General features: G+C 77.3%; 14 protein-coding genes. 7 read left to right on the forward strand and 7 right to left on the reverse strand.

From position 1 onward, the window contains the following. Positions 1 to 21 precede the first annotated feature (21 nt). The 7 genes from ACN27A_RS11000 to ACN27A_RS11030 form a co-directional block, all read right to left on the reverse strand. On the reverse strand, positions 22 to 1203 hold the full coding sequence (locus ACN27A_RS11000; protein WP_421452152.1) for an alkaline phosphatase family protein: 1182 nt from the start codon (positions 1201 to 1203) through the stop codon (positions 22 to 24). Further along, positions 1200 to 1964, reverse strand: a complete 765-nt coding sequence (locus ACN27A_RS11005; RefSeq protein WP_421458437.1) for a methyltransferase domain-containing protein — start codon at positions 1962 to 1964, stop codon at positions 1200 to 1202. Before ACN27A_RS11005 ends, ACN27A_RS11000 begins: the two co-directional genes overlap by 4 nt. A gap of 57 nt (positions 1965 to 2021) precedes the next feature. Beyond that, complete coding sequence (locus tag ACN27A_RS11010) at positions 2022 to 2195, reverse strand: hypothetical protein (RefSeq protein WP_421452155.1); 174 nt, start codon at positions 2193 to 2195, stop codon at positions 2022 to 2024. Positions 2196 to 2294: 99 nt separating this feature from the next. After that, positions 2295 to 5585, reverse strand: coding sequence for an error-prone DNA polymerase (locus ACN27A_RS11015; RefSeq protein WP_421452157.1), 3291 nt, complete (start codon positions 5583 to 5585; stop codon positions 2295 to 2297). Between the two features lie 1044 nt (positions 5586 to 6629). Beyond that, positions 6630 to 8192 carry a DNA polymerase Y family protein gene (locus tag ACN27A_RS11020; protein ID WP_421452160.1) on the reverse strand — a complete coding sequence of 521 codons (1563 nt, stop codon included), beginning with the start codon at positions 8190 to 8192 and terminating at the stop codon, positions 6630 to 6632. 28 nt (positions 8193 to 8220) lie between these two features. Further along, positions 8221 to 9021 (reverse strand): hypothetical protein, encoded by an 801-nt coding sequence (locus tag ACN27A_RS11025; protein WP_421452162.1) that lies wholly within the window; start codon positions 9019 to 9021, stop codon positions 8221 to 8223. An 87-nt stretch (positions 9022 to 9108) separates the two neighbouring features. Continuing rightward, complete coding sequence (locus tag ACN27A_RS11030; RefSeq protein WP_132236251.1) at positions 9109 to 9558, reverse strand: SAV_6107 family HEPN domain-containing protein; 450 nt, start codon at positions 9556 to 9558, stop codon at positions 9109 to 9111. 481 nt (positions 9559 to 10039) lie between these two features. Here ACN27A_RS11030 and ACN27A_RS11035 point away from each other — a divergent pair, with 481 nt between their 5' ends. From ACN27A_RS11035 to ACN27A_RS11065, 7 genes are all read left to right on the forward strand, one after another. Continuing rightward, positions 10040 to 11146, forward strand: a complete 1107-nt coding sequence (locus ACN27A_RS11035; RefSeq protein WP_421452165.1) for an EamA family transporter — start codon at positions 10040 to 10042, stop codon at positions 11144 to 11146. 34 nt (positions 11147 to 11180) lie between these two features. Further along, positions 11181 to 11669 carry a YbaK/EbsC family protein gene (locus ACN27A_RS11040; RefSeq protein WP_311411600.1) on the forward strand — a complete coding sequence of 163 codons (489 nt, stop codon included), beginning with the start codon at positions 11181 to 11183 and terminating at the stop codon, positions 11667 to 11669. A gap of 236 nt (positions 11670 to 11905) precedes the next feature. After that, on the forward strand, positions 11906 to 12661 hold the full coding sequence (locus ACN27A_RS11045) for a monooxygenase (RefSeq protein WP_421452168.1): 756 nt from the start codon (positions 11906 to 11908) through the stop codon (positions 12659 to 12661). Further along, positions 12658 to 13233 carry a GNAT family N-acetyltransferase gene (locus ACN27A_RS11050; RefSeq protein ID WP_421452171.1) on the forward strand — a complete coding sequence of 192 codons (576 nt, stop codon included), beginning with the start codon at positions 12658 to 12660 and terminating at the stop codon, positions 13231 to 13233. Before ACN27A_RS11045 ends, ACN27A_RS11050 begins: the two co-directional genes overlap by 4 nt. Then, a complete protein-coding gene (locus ACN27A_RS11055) occupies positions 13230 to 14132 on the forward strand; it encodes a carotenoid biosynthesis protein (protein WP_421452173.1) in 903 nt (300 codons plus the stop codon). The genes ACN27A_RS11050 and ACN27A_RS11055 overlap by 4 nt, the downstream gene beginning before the upstream one ends. Continuing rightward, entirely contained in the window at positions 14129 to 15256 is a 1128-nt protein-coding gene (locus tag ACN27A_RS11060; RefSeq protein WP_421452180.1) for a glycosyltransferase, read from the forward strand. Before ACN27A_RS11055 ends, ACN27A_RS11060 begins: the two co-directional genes overlap by 4 nt. 11 nt (positions 15257 to 15267) lie before the next feature. Further along, a complete protein-coding gene (locus tag ACN27A_RS11065; protein ID WP_421452183.1) occupies positions 15268 to 16755 on the forward strand; it encodes a phytoene desaturase family protein in 1488 nt (495 codons plus the stop codon). Positions 16756 to 16770 lie beyond the last annotated feature (15 nt).

Here is a 16770-nt window from a genome sequence, read left to right on the forward strand (position 1 = left end):
GTCCCACCCGCGCCGGTCCGGTCAGCCGCGGACGACCAGCAGCGGGATCGCCATCTCGGCCGCCGTGTCCGCCCCGTGGTACGCCACCAGCCGGGAGACCGCCGGCGGCTCGGAGCGGGAGGCGGTCACCGCGTACGTGCCGTTGCAGATCACCACCACGTCGCCGATGCGCGCCAGGTGTTCCTCCGCCACCGGACCGAACCAGCCGGCAGCCACCACCTCGTCGCGGGTACGCACCCGGGCCGCGTCGCCGAGCACCGCCGACCAGGCGGCCACCACGTCGTCCACGGCGCCGGGGGCGACGTGCAGGTAGCGGACCCGGGGTTCCCCGGCGACCACCTCCAGCCCGGCGCGCAGCCGGGGGTCGGTGTCCAGGTCGAAGCGGTCTTCGGCCGGCACGTCGAGCTGGCCGTGGTCGGCGGTGACCAGCAGCGCGGCGTCGGGCGGCAGCCCGTCGACGAGCCGGGCCAGCAGCCGGTCCACCTCGGCGGCGGCGATCCGCCAGGGCGCCGAGTCGACACCGCTGAGGTGGCCGTGCCGGTCCAGGTCGGGGTGGTAGCCGGAGACCAGGGTGGGCCCCGGCCCGGCGGCCAGGGCGGCGAGCATCCGTTCGGCGAGCGCGTCGACGCCGGCCGCGCCGCGGTAGTCGCCGCCCCGGTTGGCGGCCAGCGTCAGCCCGCTGCCGCCGAACTCGGGCCGGCTCACCACCGTCACCGCGACCCCGGCGGCGCGGGCCCGTTCCAGCTGCGTACGCACCGGCTGCCAGCGCAGCGGCGCCGGGTCGGCCGCCCACTCGACGTGGTTGAGCACCTGATCGGTCCCCGGCACCCGCACCGTGAACCCGAGCACGCCGTGCGCGCCGGGGGCGGCGCCGGTGCCCAGCGTCACCAGGCTGGTCGGCGTGGTCGACGGGAAGCCGGAGGTCAGCTGCCGCCCGACGGTGGCGGCGAGCCCCACCAGGGTCGGCGCGTACGGGGCGGCGGTCGGGATCTGGTGCCAGCCGAGGCCGTCGACGAGCAGCACCGCGATCCGGCGTACCCCGGGCAGCGCGGCCCGCAGTCCGAGCGGATCGGTGGCGCCGGGCACGTCGAGCACGGCGAGTGCGGACGGCAGGACGTCGGCGAGGCTGGCGTCGCCGTAGCGCGGCCCGACGATCTCCAGCGTGGGCCCGGGCGGGTGCGGCGGGCGGGGCGGATCGGTCACGGGCGGCGGGCGAACAGGTGCAGCTGGGCGGCGAGGTCCCGCCAGGGCGCCCGCGCGGCGAGCGCCCGCTCCAACTCGACCAGGGCGGCGGGCTGGCCGTCGGCGACGGCGGCGGGGAGCAGGTCGGCGAGCACGCGTACGCCGTGGATCTGCTCGACCACGAGCCCGGCGGCGGTGAGCAGCGCGGCGGCGCCGTCGGCGTCGTAGCGCCGGCGCAGGGTGTCCCGGGCGCCGGCGGTGCCGGCCGGATCGGCGGCCAGCGCGGCGGCGACGTCCAGGTGCCCGTTCATGGCCCGGCCGAGCACGGCGGCGGCCCGGCTGGCGACGAGCACGCTCGCGGCGCCGCCCGGCCGCAGCGCGGCGGCCAACGCCGCCACCACCGCCGCCGGATCGTCGACGACCTCCAGCACGGCGTGGCAGAGCACCAGGTCGGCGCTGCCCGGCTCGACCAGGCCGGCGAGCGCGTCGCCGTCGCCCTGCACGGCGCGGACCCGCTCGGCCACGCCGGCCTCCGCGGCCCGGCGGGTCAGCGCGGCGAGCGCGTCGGGACTGGCGTCGACCACGGTGACCCGGTGCCCGGCCTGGGCCAGCGGCACGGCGAAGCCGCCCGTGCCGCCGCCGACGTCGAGCACGGTCAGCGCGGTGCCGGCGCGGCGCTCCAGCTCGGCGCGCAGCACCGACCAGATCACGGCGGTACGGGGGGTCAGCGGCGGCCCGGCGAGCCGGCCTGGGGTCTGCTCCACCCGGTCGAGCCTAGTCACCCGGTCCAGCCGCACCGAGCCGCACCTGTGGCGACCCGGCCGGCTCCGGGTGGGAGGTCAGGACTCGCCGGCCGTGGCGTCGTCCTCGGCCCGCGACCGCAGGGCGTTGGCCACCGGGCCCTCGACGATCTCGTACTCGCGCGGCTCCGTGTGGTGGCTCGGGGTCCAACCGGCGCCGAGCCGGGTCCGCCGGGAGTTCGCCACCCCACCGCTACGGTCGTTGTTTCCCATGATCGTTCGTCCCCCTCGTGCTCGCGCGGGCCACTCTGCCCGCGCGAGCTGGAGTGTCCCTCCATCCGGCCCGGAAAACCGTAATGTGGATCACTGCCGTCAGCGGAAGTCGCGCGAGGGCGGACTGACCGGGGGCTCGATGGCGTCCAGCCGGTCGGCGGTGAGGTTGATCACTCCCTCGTGCCGCTGCAACCGTCCCCGCACCACCAGCGCGGCGCTCGTGCGGGCCACCCGCCGGTAGCGCTGCCACAGGCCCGGGGAGCAGGTGACGTTGAGCATCCCCGTCTCGTCCTCCAGGTTGAGGAAGGTGACCCCGCCGGCGGTCGCGGGCCGCTGCCGGTGGGTGACGATCCCGCCGACCCGGATGCGCCGCCCCGGCTCCACCCCGCCGAGCCGGGCGATCGGCACCGCGCCGAGCGCGTCGAGCCGGGGGCGGATGAAGCTCGCCGGGTGGCTCTCCGGCGACAACCCGGTCGCCCAGACGTCGGCGACCAGCCGCTCCACCGCCTCCATCCCGGGCAGGGTGGGCGCGGTCGCGCCGGTCACCGTGCCCGGCAGCCGGCCCGGCCGGTCCTGGGCCGCCGCGCCCGCGGCCCAGAGGGCCTGCCGCCGGGACAGCCCGAAACAGGCGAAGGCGTCCGCGGTGGCCAGCGCCTCCAGCTGCGCGGCGGTGAGACCCACGCGCCGGGCCAGATCCGGCATGTCGCGGTACGGCCCGCGCGCCGCCCGCTCCGCCTCGATCCGCTCGGCCACCCCGTCGCCGAGGGTACGCACGCCGGAGAGTCCGAGCCGGACGGCGGGCCCGTTCAGCCCCCAGGCGTGCGGCGGCTCCCCCGGCGCGCTGCCCCACCGGGTCTGCGGGGTGGACTCCAGCACCGCCAGCGCGCCGCTGGCGTTGATGTCCGGCCGGCGCACCTCCACCCCGTGCCGGCGGGCGTCGTCGACAAGCGTCTGCGGCGAGTAGAAGCCCATCGGCTGGGCGTTGAGCAGCGCGGCCAGGAACGGCCCCGGGTGGTAGCGCTTGAGCCAGGAGCTGGCATAGACCAGGTAGGCGAAGCTCATCGCGTGGCTCTCCGGGAAGCCGTAGCTGGCGAACGCGGAGAGCTTGTGGAAGACGTCGTCCGCCAGCTCGCCGGTGATGCCCCGCTCCGCCATGCCCGCGTAGAGCCGGTCGGCGATGCGGGCCATCCGCTCCGCGGAACGCTTGGCGCCCATCGCCCGGCGCAGCTGGTCGGCCCCGGCGGCGTCGAAGCCCGCCAGGTCGATGGCGAGCTGCATGAGCTGTTCCTGGAACAGCGGCACGCCGAGGGTCTTCTCCAGCGCGTTGCGCATCAGCGGGTGCGGGTAGGTCACCGGCTCCTGGCCGTTCTTGCGCCGGATGTACGGATGCACCGAGCCGCCCTGGATCGGGCCCGGCCGGATCAGCGCCACCTCGACCACCAGGTCGTAGAACTCGCGGGGCTTCAGCCGGGGCAGGGTGGCCATCTGGGCGCGGCTCTCCACCTGGAACACCCCGACCGAGTCGGCCCGGCAGAGCATGTCGTAGACCTCGGGATCGTCCAGCGTCATGTCCCCGAGGTCCAGGCTCATCCCGATCATGTCGTAGCCGTAGTGCAGCGCGGAGAGCATGCCGAGCCCGAGCAGGTCGAACTTGACCAGGCCGACGGCGGCGCAGTCGTCCTTGTCCCACTGGAGCACGCTGCGGCCCGGCATCCGCCCCCACTCCACCGGACACACCTCGATCACCGGCCGGTCGCAGATCACCATGCCGCCGGAGTGGATGCCCAGGTGCCGGGGGAACGTCTGCAACTCGTTGGCGTACGCGACCACCTGCTCGGGGATGTCCGCCACGTCGACCGGGGCCACGGAGCCCCAGCGGTCGATCTGCTTGCTCCAGGCGTCCTGCTGCCCGGGCGAGAACCCGAACGCCTTGGCCACGTCCCGCACCGCCGAGCGGGGCCGGTAGGAGATGACGTTGGCGACCTGGGCGGCGTGCTCCCGGCCGTAGCGGGCGTAGACGTGCTGGATCACCTCCTCCCGGCGGTCGGACTCGATGTCCACGTCGATGTCCGGCGGGCCGTCGCGCTCCGGGGCGAGGAAGCGCTCGAAGAGCAGCCGGTGCCGGACGGCGTCCACGTTGGTGATCCGCAGCGCGTAGCAGACCGCCGAGTTGGCCGCCGAGCCCCGCCCCTGGCAGTAGATGTCCTGCTCGCGGCAGAACGTGACGATGTCGTAGACCACCAGGAAGTAGCCGGGGAAGCCCAGCTCCTCGATCATGTTCAGCTCGTGGTCGAGCTGCGCGTACGCCCTCGGGTGCGCCTCGGGCGGGCCGTAGCGCTCGCGGGCGCCGGCGTGGGTCAGGTGGCGCAGCCAGCTCATCTCGGTGTGCCCGGGCGGCACCGGGTACGCCGGCAGCCGCGGCGCGACGAGCTGGAGGTCGAAGGCCAGCTCGGCCCCGAACTCGGCGGCCCGCGCCACCGCCCCCGGGTACGCGGCGAACCGGGCCGCCATCTCGGCGCCGCTCCTCAGGTGGGCGGTGCCGGCCGCGGGTAGCCAGCCGTCGATCTCGTCCAGGCTGCGCCGGGCCCGGACGGCCGCGACGGTGGTGGCCAGTCGCCGCCGGCCCGGGGTGGCGTAGTGCACGTTGTTGGTGGCCACCGTGGGCAGCCCGGCCGCCGCCGCCAGCTCGGCGAGCGCGTCGTTGCGGTCGGTGTCGACCGGGTGCCCGTGGTCGGTCAGCTCCACCGCCACCGTCTCCGCGCCGAACAGGGCGGTCAGCCGGTCCAGCTCGCGGGCCGCCGCGTCCACCCCCTCGGTGAGCAGCGCCGACGGCACGTGCCCCTTGCGGCAGCCGGTGAGCACCAGCACGTGGTCGCGCAACTGCTCGGCGATCTCCTCCAGCTCACCGTAGACCGGGCGGCCCTTCTCCCCGCCGCGCAGCTGGGCGCGGGCGATGGTCGAGGCGAGCCGGGCGTACCCCTCGTGGCCGTGGGCGAGCAGCAGCAGGTGCCGCCCGAGCGGGTCGGGCTCGCCGTTCTGCGGGCCGGGCAGCTCCAGGGAGAGCTCGGCGCCGAAGATCGTCGGCAGGTGCAGCGCGCGGGCCGCCTCGGCGAAGCGCACCACCCCGTAGAAGCCGTCGTGGTCGGTGACGGCAAGCGCGGTGAGGCCCAGCCGGGCCGCCTCCTCGGCCAGTTCCTCCGGGTGGCTGGCACCGTCGAGGAAGCTGAAGTTGGTGTGCGCGTGCAACTCGGCGTACGGCACCGCGTCGTCGGGGCGGGCCACCTCGGGCGGCTGGTAGTGCTCCCGCCTGCGGCTCCAGGCGGGAGAGTCGCCGCCGTCGGCGTCCACGGCCAACGGGTCGACCACGTGCAGGTGCCGCTCGTCGCGCACCCGGCTGCCCTCCCCGGCCCGCCCCTCCCCCGGCCGACCCGCACCCCCTCGTTCCGCTCCCGGCCGCTTCGCCCCCGCTCGTTCCGCTCCCGGCCGCCCCGCCCCCGCTCGGCCCGCACCCGTCCGGCCCGCCTCCGGCCGGCCCGCACTCGACGCACCCGCACTCGACCGATCCTCGCCTGTCGCCTCCGCGTCCACACCCGGTCGACCCGCGCCCACACCAGACCGCTCCTCGCCCGACGCCTCCGCGCCCACGCCCGGCCGGCCCACGTCTGTCCCGCCCCCACCCGGTCGAGCCGCGCCCACACCGGATCGCTCCTCGCCCGAGGCCCCCGCGCCCGCACCCGGCCGACCCGTGCCCGGCCCGCCCGCACCCGGCCGACCCGCGCCCACACCAGACCGCTCCTCGCCCGAGGCCCCCGCGCCCGCACCCGGCCGACCCGTGCCCGGCCCGCCCGCACCCGGCCGACCCGCGCCCACACCAGACCGCTCCTCGCCCGAGGCCCCCGCGCCCGCACCCGGCCGACCCGTGCCCGATCGGCCGGTGCCGGCTTCCCGACCGGAGAGCACACGCTCCAACTCCGACCAGGGCAGCTTCGGGTTGTGGAAGCTCATCAGAGCCCCTCCGGGCGGGCAGCCGGAGAGATCTTGGTGAGTTTGAGCCCCTGGAGGGGCCGAAACTCACCAAGATCCGAGAGCCTGCGTCCGGCGGTCCCGTCAACGGGGCAACTCGACAGCGTCGGCGGGGCAACTGGCGAAGCCTCACGCCGGCCGAACCGACCCGCCGGCAGGGCATCGGACCGGCCGGACCGAGCCGCCGGCAGGGGTTCAACCCGCCCGGACCGAGCCGCCGGCAAGACTCCACCCCGGCCGAGCCGAGCCGCGGGCAGGGCTCCACCCCGCGCAGACCGGGCCGCAGGCAAGGCTTCATCCCGGCCGAGCCGACCCGTCGGCAGGGCGTCGAGCCGACCCGTCGGCAGGGCGTCGGGCCGAGCGGGGCGGCGGGGGCGGGGCGGGGGCCGGTCGAGGACCTCGGGCGGGCGCTCAGTCATAGATCGCCTCCACCAGCCACCGCCCGGCCTCGACGGCGAGCAGCAGGGCCGTACCGTCGGCCAGGCAGACCTGGAACCGGGCCCGGCGGCGGGCCTCGGCCGGCGCCCACCAGCGCTCGTCGACCGGCCAGGGGCCGGCCCAGCCGACGATCTCGACCGGCCGGGCGGCGCCCACGGTCAGCCGGGCCGGCTCGGCGCTTACCTGGAGCCGCGCGCTGACCTCGACCGGTTCACCGGCGGCGTCGTGCACGACCGCGGCGAGCGGGTCGGGCAGCACCACGGCCGGCGCTGGTGGCGGCAGGCGGCCCGGCCACGGCGGCGGGACGGGTCGGGCCGGAAGGCGTTCGTCGCCCCACGGCACCAGGCGCACCTGGTCGGCCGGCGAGCGCCCGCCGCCGAGCACCGCGGTGACCACCGCCTCGGGGCCGAGGATGCCCTGCACCCGGCTCAACGCCCGGTGCGCCCGCTCCCGCTCCTCGCCGGTCTCCCCCCACAGGCCAGGTTGCAGGCCGGCCTGCGCGACCACCCCGTCCGGGACCAGCCGCAGCCGGATGATGCCCGCCGTCGGGCGGGTCGGGCGGGTGCCGGCCCGGCCGGTGCTGCCGGACAGCCAGCCGTCGAGCTGCCAGCGCACCCGGTCGGCGATGGCCGCGGCGGTGAGCAGCCCGTCGTGCCGCCAGACCCGGTGCAGTTCCTGGCCGTGCGCGGTGACCGCCTCGATGCCGAGACGGGTGCAGGCCAGCCCGTGCGCGGCGAGCCGGTCGTGCAGCCGTTCGGCCAGTGCCCGGGCGGCGAAGGCGGCCGCGTCGACCCGGTCGAGCGGCTCGTCGTGGTCGGCGGTGACCGCGAGGTCGACCGGGGGCTGCCGGACCGCGAGCGGACGGTGGTCCCGCCCGGCCGCCAGCCGGTGCGCCAACGCACCGTCGAAGCCGAACCGGGCCAGCACGTCGCCGGCGGGCAGCGCGGCGAAGGCGCCCAGGGTGCGTACGCCGAGCCGGCGCAGCAGGTCGGCCAGGGCCGGGCGGCCGAGCGCCTCGACCGGCAGGTCGGCGAGGAACCCCGGTGTCCCGCCGGGCGGAACGACCCGTCCGTCGCGGGCGGCCAGCCCGGCGGCGAAGACCCCGTCGGCGATGCCGACCTGGCTCTCCACCGCGCAGGCCTGGGCGACGTGCTCGACGATCCGCTCGGCGGCCGCCTCCTCACCCCCGAGGTAGCGGCTCGGCCCCCGGGCCACCACCGCGCACGCGCCGGGGCGTACCACCTCGACGCCGGCGACCAGTTCCTCGACGGCGGCGACCACCGGTTCGAACGCCCGGGCGTCCCGTCCGGGGTCGTACTCGACGGCGGTGAGCTGGGGGCATCGACCCTGGGCCTCCCGTTTGCGCAGCCCTCGGCGCACCCCTTCGGCGCGGGCCCGCTCGGAGCAGGCGACCACCCGGTTGGCGTGCAGCACGGCGACCGGGTCGGTGGCCGGCACCCCGTCGACGATCTCCGCGGCGAGCACCGGCCAGTCCGGGCACCAGAGCAGCAGGGTCCGCGCGGGCACGGCGGTCACGGCGGACCGACCAGGGTGAGCACCGCGGTCACGTCGGACCGACCAGGGTGAGCGCGGCGCGACGGGACGGGGCGGTGGGCGCGGAGGCGGCGGCCGGGCCGACCTGGTGGAGCCGGCCGGCGGTCGACCGGCCGGTGGCGGAGACGGCGGCGGCGGGAGCGGAGCGGGGAATGACCCGGGTGAGCCCGTCCCCGGGCAGCCAGACCTTGATCTCCTTGGGACGGGCGGCGGCCCCGCGGCCCCGCGCGGAGACGGTGACCTCGCGGCGACGCAGCCGGCCCCGTCCCTGCCCGAGCCCTTCCCAGGCGCCCCGGACCACCTGGAGCGTCACGTCCGCGCCGTCCCACCGCCCGTACGGGACGAGGACGCTGCCGCGCTGCCGGGCCCGGGCGGCCAGCCGGTTGGCGACCGAGGCGGAGACTGTCGCCGGCACGGCGGCGACCACGACGTCCACCCCGTCGATCAGCGCGGCGATGACGGTGGCCCACTCCGGGCCCGGGTGGGGCACCAGGGCGAGCCGGTCCAGGGCGATGCCCAGCTCGGCGGCGGCGCCCACCCCGAACGTCGGGACCCCGACCACGGCGCACCACGAGCCGGCCCGGGACGCCTCGGCGAGCAACGCCAGGACCAGCGAGGTGCCGCCGCTGCGCCGGGGCTGGCCGGTGGCGACCGCGATCGTGCTGCCCCGTCGCAATCCCCGGTTGGGCAGCAGCCCGGTCAGCTCGGGGGCCACCGGCAACAGCCGGCGACCGGTCGCCGGGTCCGGCGCGCTCGCCGGGCGCACCAGACCGGCCAGTGCGGCGGAACCGACCACCATCCGGCCCGCCATCGGACCTACCCCCCGTCGTGCTGTCGGATCAGACGTGCGCGTGCCGCGCCGGGCCCCCGGTCGTCGCCGGCTGGCCGGGTGCCCGGGTCAGGCCGCGAGGCCGTCGAGTGCCGGTTGGTGGGCAACGCCGAGCGCGGCCTCCACGACCGTGACGAACTGCTCGGCGGAGCGCAGCAGGTCGTCGGCCTCCCGGGCGGTCACGACCCGTGGGATGCCGGCCTCGGCGGCGGCCCGCTTGCCGGCGCCGAGGGCGAAGAACCGGGCCCACTCGTCGAGCTCGGGGGCGACACCGGAGAGCAGGATCCAGACGCTGGTCACCCGGTGGCGTCGGGTGGGGGCGGGACGCGCCCGGGCGGCGAGCACGGCCGCGGCCGCGCGGAGCGCGGCCAGGTGGGCAGCGGCGTAGCGGAGGCCGTCGGGACGGGTCTGGGCGGCCTCGGCCAGCCCGCGCCGGGCCACCGCGAGAAGCTGGGCGGGGGTGCGGTGCGGCAGCACGTGCGCCGGCACCGTCGGTGCCTGAGCCGGGTTGGTCGGCATGGGACTGTCTCCTCCACGTGGCCGAGGCGACGCCCCGGAGACGGCCCTGGGCCGCCGGCGGGACGCCGGGTCGAGTGGTGCGGAGGAAGACGCACCGGTGGGGTGGCCGGCCGGGTGTGGACGCTTCCCCACACCACACCCGGCCGGCGTTACCGGCGGGTTCGTCGCCCGCCGCCCGGGGGTCGTGGGCGGCGGGCGACGCTCCTGCCTGACGGGCCCGGACTCGCGACTGCCCGGGACCCAGGTGCGGCCCGCGGAGCCGCACCGCCCGGAGCCGCGCCGCGAAACACCGCCCCGGATGGTTGGAACGGGCGTTCGAGGCAATCGAACACTCGTTCTAACTGCTGCTGACAGTACACCCTCCCTCCGACGAAAATGCAACGTGTGACGCGCGGACCTCGGACGACGTACGCAGGTGCCGGCTCCGGGCGTACGCCACCGCGGTCGGCGGCGGAGAGGACCGCAGCGGTAGCCTCCGCCCGTGACCACCCCCCGCCCCGTCCTCGGGGTCGCCATGGTGCTCGCCTCGGCCGGTCTCTTCGCCGTCAACGGCACCGTCTCCAAGCTGGTGCTCCGCGCCGGCCTGGACGCCCCGCAGCTCACCCTGCTGCGCGCCGTCGGCGCCGTCACCGGGCTGCTGGTGCTGAGCGTGCTGCTGCGTCCGGGGGCCCGCCGGCTGCGGGCCACCCCCGGCCAGCTGCCGCTGCTGATCGGGTACGGGCTGGCCGGGTTCTTCGCCGTACCGATGCTCTACTTCGTCGCCATCTCCCGGCTGCCGGTCGGGATCGGGCTGCTGTTCGAGTACACCGCCCCGCTGCTGGTCGCCCTCTGGGCCCGGTTCGGTCAGCGCCACCGGGTGCGCCCGCGGCTCTGGGCCGGTCTGGCGTTGAGCCTGGTCGGCCTCGGCTGCGTGGCCGAGGTGTGGGGCGAGCTGAAGCTGGACGGCCTCGGCGTGCTCGCCGGTCTCGGGGCCGCGGTCTTCCTCGCCGCCTACTACGTGCTCGGCGCGCACGGAACGGCGCGCCGGGACACGTTGTCGCTGTGCACCTGGGCGTTCGGCGCCTCCGCCGTGGCGGGCCTGCTCACCCGCGCGGTCACCGTGGGCACCGGCGGCTGGGAGCCGCTGGCCGCCGACACCGAGGGGGGCGTGCCCGTGGCGCTGCTCTGCGCGTACACGGTGGTGCTCGGCTCGATCGCGCCGTACCTGCTGGTGGCCGGGGCGATGCGGCACCTCCCCGCGACCAGCGTCGGAATCGTCGGCATGGCCGAGCCGGTGCTCGCCTCGGCGGTCGCCTGGGTCGTGATCGGCCCCGGTGAGGCGCTCAACACCGCCCAGCTCACCGGCGGGCTCCTGGTGCTGGTGGGCGTCGCGCTGGCCGAGACGGCCCGGGTCGCCCCGGCCCGGGCCACCGCGCCGCCCGCCCCGGACACAGGGCCGCCCACCCCGGACACCGTGCCGCCCGCCCCGGACACAGGGCCGCCCACCCAGGGCACCGTGCCGCCCGCCCCGGACGCCGCCACCGTCCCGCCCGGAGCCGGCCGGACGGCGCCCCGCCCCGCCCGGCCGGAGCCCGGCGCGGCCGGCTGAGCCGCCGACCGGCGTACCGGGAAGAATGGTCGACATGCAGCCACACCCGAACGTGCGGGCGGTGCAGGACGTGCTCGACGCCGCGGGCGCCCGGGACGGGTCCGGCGCGCCGAGCCTCGTCCGCCTGCTGCCCGACGCGGTCCACACCGCCGCTGCCGCCGCCGAGTCGCTCGGCGTCGCGGTCGGCCAGATCGCCAACTCGCTCGTCTTCGAGGCGGACGGCGCGCCGCTGCTGGTGCTCACCTCCGGCGCGCACCGGGTGGACACCGCCGGCCTGGCCGCGTCCATCGGGGTCGGCCGGCTGCGCCGGGCCACCCCGGAGTTCGTCCGTGCGCACACCGGGCAGGTGATCGGCGGGGTCGCCCCGGTCGGCCACCCGCGCCCGTTGCGCACCCTGGTGGACACCGCCCTGGAGTCGTACGACGAGATCTGGGCGGCCGGTGGCGTGCCGCAGGCGGTCTTCCCCACCACGTACCCGGAGCTGCTGCGGGTCACCGGCGGCGTCCCGACCGGGGTGGCGTGAGCGAGCGGAGCGAGCGAACCATGGGGCTCAGCAGCGTGGCGCCTCGCGCCGCCGTGGAGCGGAGCGAGGCGGTGGCGTGAGCGAGCGGAGCGAGCGAACCATGGGGCTCAGCAGCGTGGCGCCTCGCGCCGCCGTGGAGCGGAGCGAGGCGGTGGCGTGAGCGAGCGGAGCGAGCGAACCATGGGGCTCAGCAGCGTGGCGCCTCGCGCCGCCGTGGAGCGGAGCGAGGCGGTGGCGTGAGCGAGCGGAGCGTGGGGGCCGACGTCCCGGAGCTGGTCACCCTGCACGTGTGGCGCACCTCCCGCGCCGCGCTGCCCCGGGCGTTGACCCGGATGGCGTTCGACCCCCGCCGGCTGCGGGCCGTGCCCGGCGTGCGGTTCGGCAAGCTGCTCGGCACCGGGACCGGCACCGGCTTCGGGCCGGGCGACGCCGACCTCACCCGGTGGGCGGCGCTGACCGTGTGGGACTCCCCCGCCGCCGCGGCCGGCTTCGACGGCTCGCCGGTGGGTCGCGCCTGGGCACGGATCGCCCGCGCGTCCGTCCGGGTCGACCTGCGCCCACTGAGCAGCCGGGGCGAGTGGTCGGGGCGCCGGCCGTTCGGGGAGCCGCCCGGCGGCCGGGTCACCGGCCCGGTGCTGGCGCTGACCCGGGCCCGGCTGCGGCCCCGTCGGGCGGCCACCTTCTGGCGGGCGATCCCACCGGTGGCCGCCGCGCTGCACGCCGCGCCCGGCCTGCTGGCCCGCTTCGGCGTCGGCGAGGCCCCGCTGGGCTGGCAGGGCACGGTGAGCGTGTGGCGCGACCCGGCGGACCTCGTGGCGTTCGCGTACCGTCACCCGGAGCACCGGGCGGCGATCATGCGGACCCCCACCGAGGGGTGGTACGCGGAGGAACTCTTCGCGCGGTTCGAGGTGCGCGACGTGGTGGGTGACCGGGCGGTGCTGGGATGGGTCGCGGACGGCGACCCGGGAGCGGCGGAGGGTGTACGGGCATGAGGTTGGTGCGGTGGACGCCGGACGATCTCGTCCGACGGCTGGACGACGTGGTGGCCGTCTACGGCGAGGCGATGGGCTACCGCCCTGAGCTGCTGGAGTCCCGACGCGGCTACATCGCCACCCACGTACGCCGGCCCGGCTTCCGCGCCGTGGCCAGCCTGACCAGCGAGGGCCACCTGGCCGGCTTCGGCTACGGCTACCTGGGCGGCTCCGGGCAGTGGTGGCACGACCAGGTCTGGCGGGCACTGGACGCCCCGACCCGGCAGCGCTGGCTGACCCACTGCTTCGAGGTGGTGGAGCTGCACGTCCGCCCGCCCGCGCAGGGGCACGGCCTGGGCGCGCGGCAGCTGCGGGCCCTGCTCAGCCTGGCGGAGGGGACGACCACGCTGCTCTCCACCCCCGAGGCCGACGAGCAGCGGTCTCGGGCCTGGCGGCTGTACCGCCGGTTCGGCTTCGCCGACGTCCTGCGCGACTTCCACTTCCCCGGCGACGAGCGCCCGTTCGGCGTGCTCGGCCGGGACCTGCCGCTGGAGCCCCCGACACCCGCCCCGCCCGGCCGGCCCGTGCCATGACCCGACGGCTGTCCTGGGCGCTGCTGGCCGTGCTGGTGCTGGCGCAGATCTGCTACCCGCTGACCACCGGGGAGACCCGGGCCCGGCTGACCGTCGCCACCGTCGTGCTCGGCTACCTGCTCTCGGTCGGCCACGCGCTGCTCAGCCGGGGGCCGCGTACGGCGGCGGCGCTGGTCGCGGTGGCCACGGTCGGCGGGTTCGCCATCGAGGCGCTCGGCGTGGCCACCGGCTTCCCGTTCGGCAGCTACGACTACTCCGGCGAGCTGGGGCCGAAGCTGGCCGGGGTGCCGCTGATCATCCCGTTGGCCTGGACCTGGATGGCCTGGCCGGCCTGGCTGGCCGCCACCCGGCTGACCGGCGGCGACGCCGGTGCCAGGCCGAGCGCCGGTGCCAGGCCGAGCGCCGGAGACGGGCCGAGCGCCGGAGACGGGCCGGGGCGCCGGGGCGGGCGGTTCCCCGTCCGGCGGATCGCGCTGGCCGCCGTCGGGCTGGCCGCCTGGGACCTCTTCCTCGACCCACAGATGGTGGCCGAGGGCTACTGGGTCTGGCGGGACGCCACCCCCGCGCTGCCCGGCCTGCCCGGCATCCCGGTGAGCAACTACCTGGGCTGGCTGCTCTTCGCCGTGCTGATGATGAGCGCGCTGCGCCCGCTGGCCGGGCCCGCCGTGGCCACCACCGACGGGCGGGACGGCCCGATGTTCGCGCTCTGGCTGTGGACGTACTTCTCCAGCGTGCTGGCCCACGCGGTCTTCCTCGACCTGCCCGCCTCGGCGCTCTGGGGCGCGGTCGGCATGTCGGTGGCCGCCGTGCCGCTGGCGGTCGCGCTGGTCCGCTCCCGCCGCGACGACCGGCACCGGCCCCGCCAGCCGCAGCGCCCCGGCGTCGACGCGACGGCATGACCGCCGTCCTCGCGCTGCTGCTCGGCGTGGCCGCGCTGACCGCGCACACCCTGCTCAACGCCGGCCGCTGGCTGCGCCGCCCGGCCGAGCGGCCGGCGCCGGTCACCGAGCCGGTGGCGGTGCTGCTGCCGCTGCGCGACGAGGCCGCGCGGGTCGCCCCGTGCCTGCGCGCGCTGCTCGCCCAGCGGGGCGTGCCGCGGCTGCGCGTGGTGGTGCTCGACGACGGGTCGACCGACGGCACCGCGGACGTGGTCCGCGCGGTGGCGGGCGTCGACCCCCGGGTCACCCTGCTCGACGGGGTCGCCCCACCGCCGGGCTGGCTGGGCAAGCCGCACGCCTGCTGGCAGCTGGCCACCCGGGCCGACCCCGCGGCGACCGCGCTGGTCTTCGTCGACGCCGACGTGGTGCTCGCCCCGGACGCGGTCGCGGCGGCCGTCACCGAGCTGCGCGCCGCGCGGGTGACGCTGCTGTCGCCGTACCCCCGGATCCTGGTGGCGACGGTGGCCGACCGGCTGGTCCAGCCGCTGTTGCAGTGGCTGTGGCTCACCTTCCTGCCGCTGCGGGCGATGGAGCGCTCGCGGCGGCCGTCGCTGGCCGCCGCCGGCGGGCAGTTCCTGGTGGTGGACCGGGCCGGCTACGAGGCCGCCGGCGGGCACGCCGTGGTGGCCGGGCAGATCCTGGAGGACGTCGAGCTGGCCCGCGCGGTCAAGCGGGCCGGCGGCCGGATCGCCCTCGCCGACGGCTCGCGGCTGGCCGCCTGCCGGATGTACGAGGACTGGCCGCAGCTGCGCGACGGCTACTCGAAGTCGCTCTGGGCGACCTTCGGCAACCCGGGCGCGGCGGCCGCCGTGGTGGCCATGCTGCTCCTGCTCTACACCGCTCCCCCGCTGCTGGCGGTCGTCGCCCTGGCCGCCGGCGCGCCGACGGTGGCCGCCGCCGCGCTCGCCGCCTACCTGCTCGGGGTCACCGGGCGGGCGGTCAGCGCCCGGGCGACCGGGGGCCGGTGGTGGCCCGACGCGCTGGCACACCCCGTGTCGGTCGTGGTCCTCGGTTGGCTGACCCTACGGTCGTACCATCTGCGGAAGCGGCGTCGCCTGTCCTGGCGCGGCCGCCCCGTCACCTAGGGAGGCGCGGCATGGCGCGGATCGTGGTCGTCGGCGCCGGGGTGGGAGGGCTGGCCACCGCCGCCCGGCTGGCCGCCACCGGGCACCAGGTCACCGTGCTCGAACGCGCGGGCACCGTCGGTGGCAAGCTCGGCCGGTACGTCCGCGACACGCCGGCGGGCGCGTTCCACTTCGACACCGGGCCGAGCCTGCTCACCCTGCCCGACGTCTTCCACGACCTGTTCGAGGCGACCGGCGCGAAGCTCGACGAGTACCTGGACCTGGCGCCGGTGGACCCGATCGTGCGGCACGTCTTCCCCGGCGGCGGCCCGGCCCTCGACTCGTGCGCGGACCCCGCCGAGTTCGCCGCCCGGATCGGCGCGGCCTTCGGCGACCGGGCCGCCGCGGACTGGCAGCGGCTGTGGCGCCGGGCCGCACGGGTGTGGCAGGCCTCGCACCGGGACATCCTGCGCCGCCCGATCGACTCCCCGCTGGACCTGGCCGCGCTGGCCTGGCGGCTGGGCGACCTGGCCGCCATCGGGCCGGGCCGGACGCTGCGCGGGCTGGGCCGACGGCACCTGTCCGACCCCCGGCTGCGGATGCTGCTGGACCGGTACGCCACCTACACCGGCGCCGACCCGCGCCGGGCGCCGGCCGCGCTGGTCGCCGTGCCCTACGCCGAGCTGACCTTCGGCGGCTGGTACCTGCGCGGCGGGCTGGGCACGCTCGCCGACGCGCTGCTGACCCGCTGCCTGGACCTCGGCGTGGTCGTGCGGACCGGCGCCACGGTCACCCGGATCGACGCCGCGGGCGGGCGGGTGCACGGCGTACGCCTGCGCGGCGTCACCGCCCCGGTCCCCGCCGACGTGGTGGTGGCCAACGTCGACGCGCTCACCCTCTACCGGGACCTGCTGCCCAGCCCGCGCCGGCTGGCCGGGCTGACCGACCGCAGCCTGGCCGGTTTCGTGCTGCTGCTCGGCCTGACCGGGGACTCCGGGCTGGCCCACCACAACGTGTTCTTCCCCGGCGACTACGACGCCGAGTTCGACGCGGTCTTCGGCCACCCGGGGCGCGGCGTACGGGCCCGACCGGCGACGGATCCCACCGTCTTCGTGACGGTGGCCGACGATCCGGTGGTCCGGCCGGCCGGCCACGAGGCGTGGTTCGTGCTGGTCAACGCACCCCGGCACGGCACCGCCACCGGTGCCGTCGACTGGCGCCGGCCCGGCCTCGCCGAGGCGTACGCCGACCGGGTCCTCGACGTGCTGGCCGAGCGCGGCGTCGACGTGCGGGACCGGCTGGTGTTCCGGGAGGTCCGCACCCCGGCCGACCTGGACGACGCGACCGGCGCGCCCGGCGGATCGATCTACGGCACCGCCGGTGGCCTGCTGCGCCCGGCCAACCGGGGCCCGGCGCACGGGCTGTGGTTGGTCGGCGGCTCCAGCCACCCCGGCGGTGGCCTGCCGATGGTGACCCTCTCCGCCCAGATCGTCGCCGACGACATCGGCCCCGCCTGGTAGCTCCTTCGGGTGTGA

Source organism: Micromonospora sp. WMMD737, assembly GCF_049179055.1.
In the GTDB taxonomy this organism is placed as follows: Bacteria; Actinomycetota; Actinomycetes; order Mycobacteriales; family Micromonosporaceae; genus Micromonospora; species Micromonospora reichwaldensis.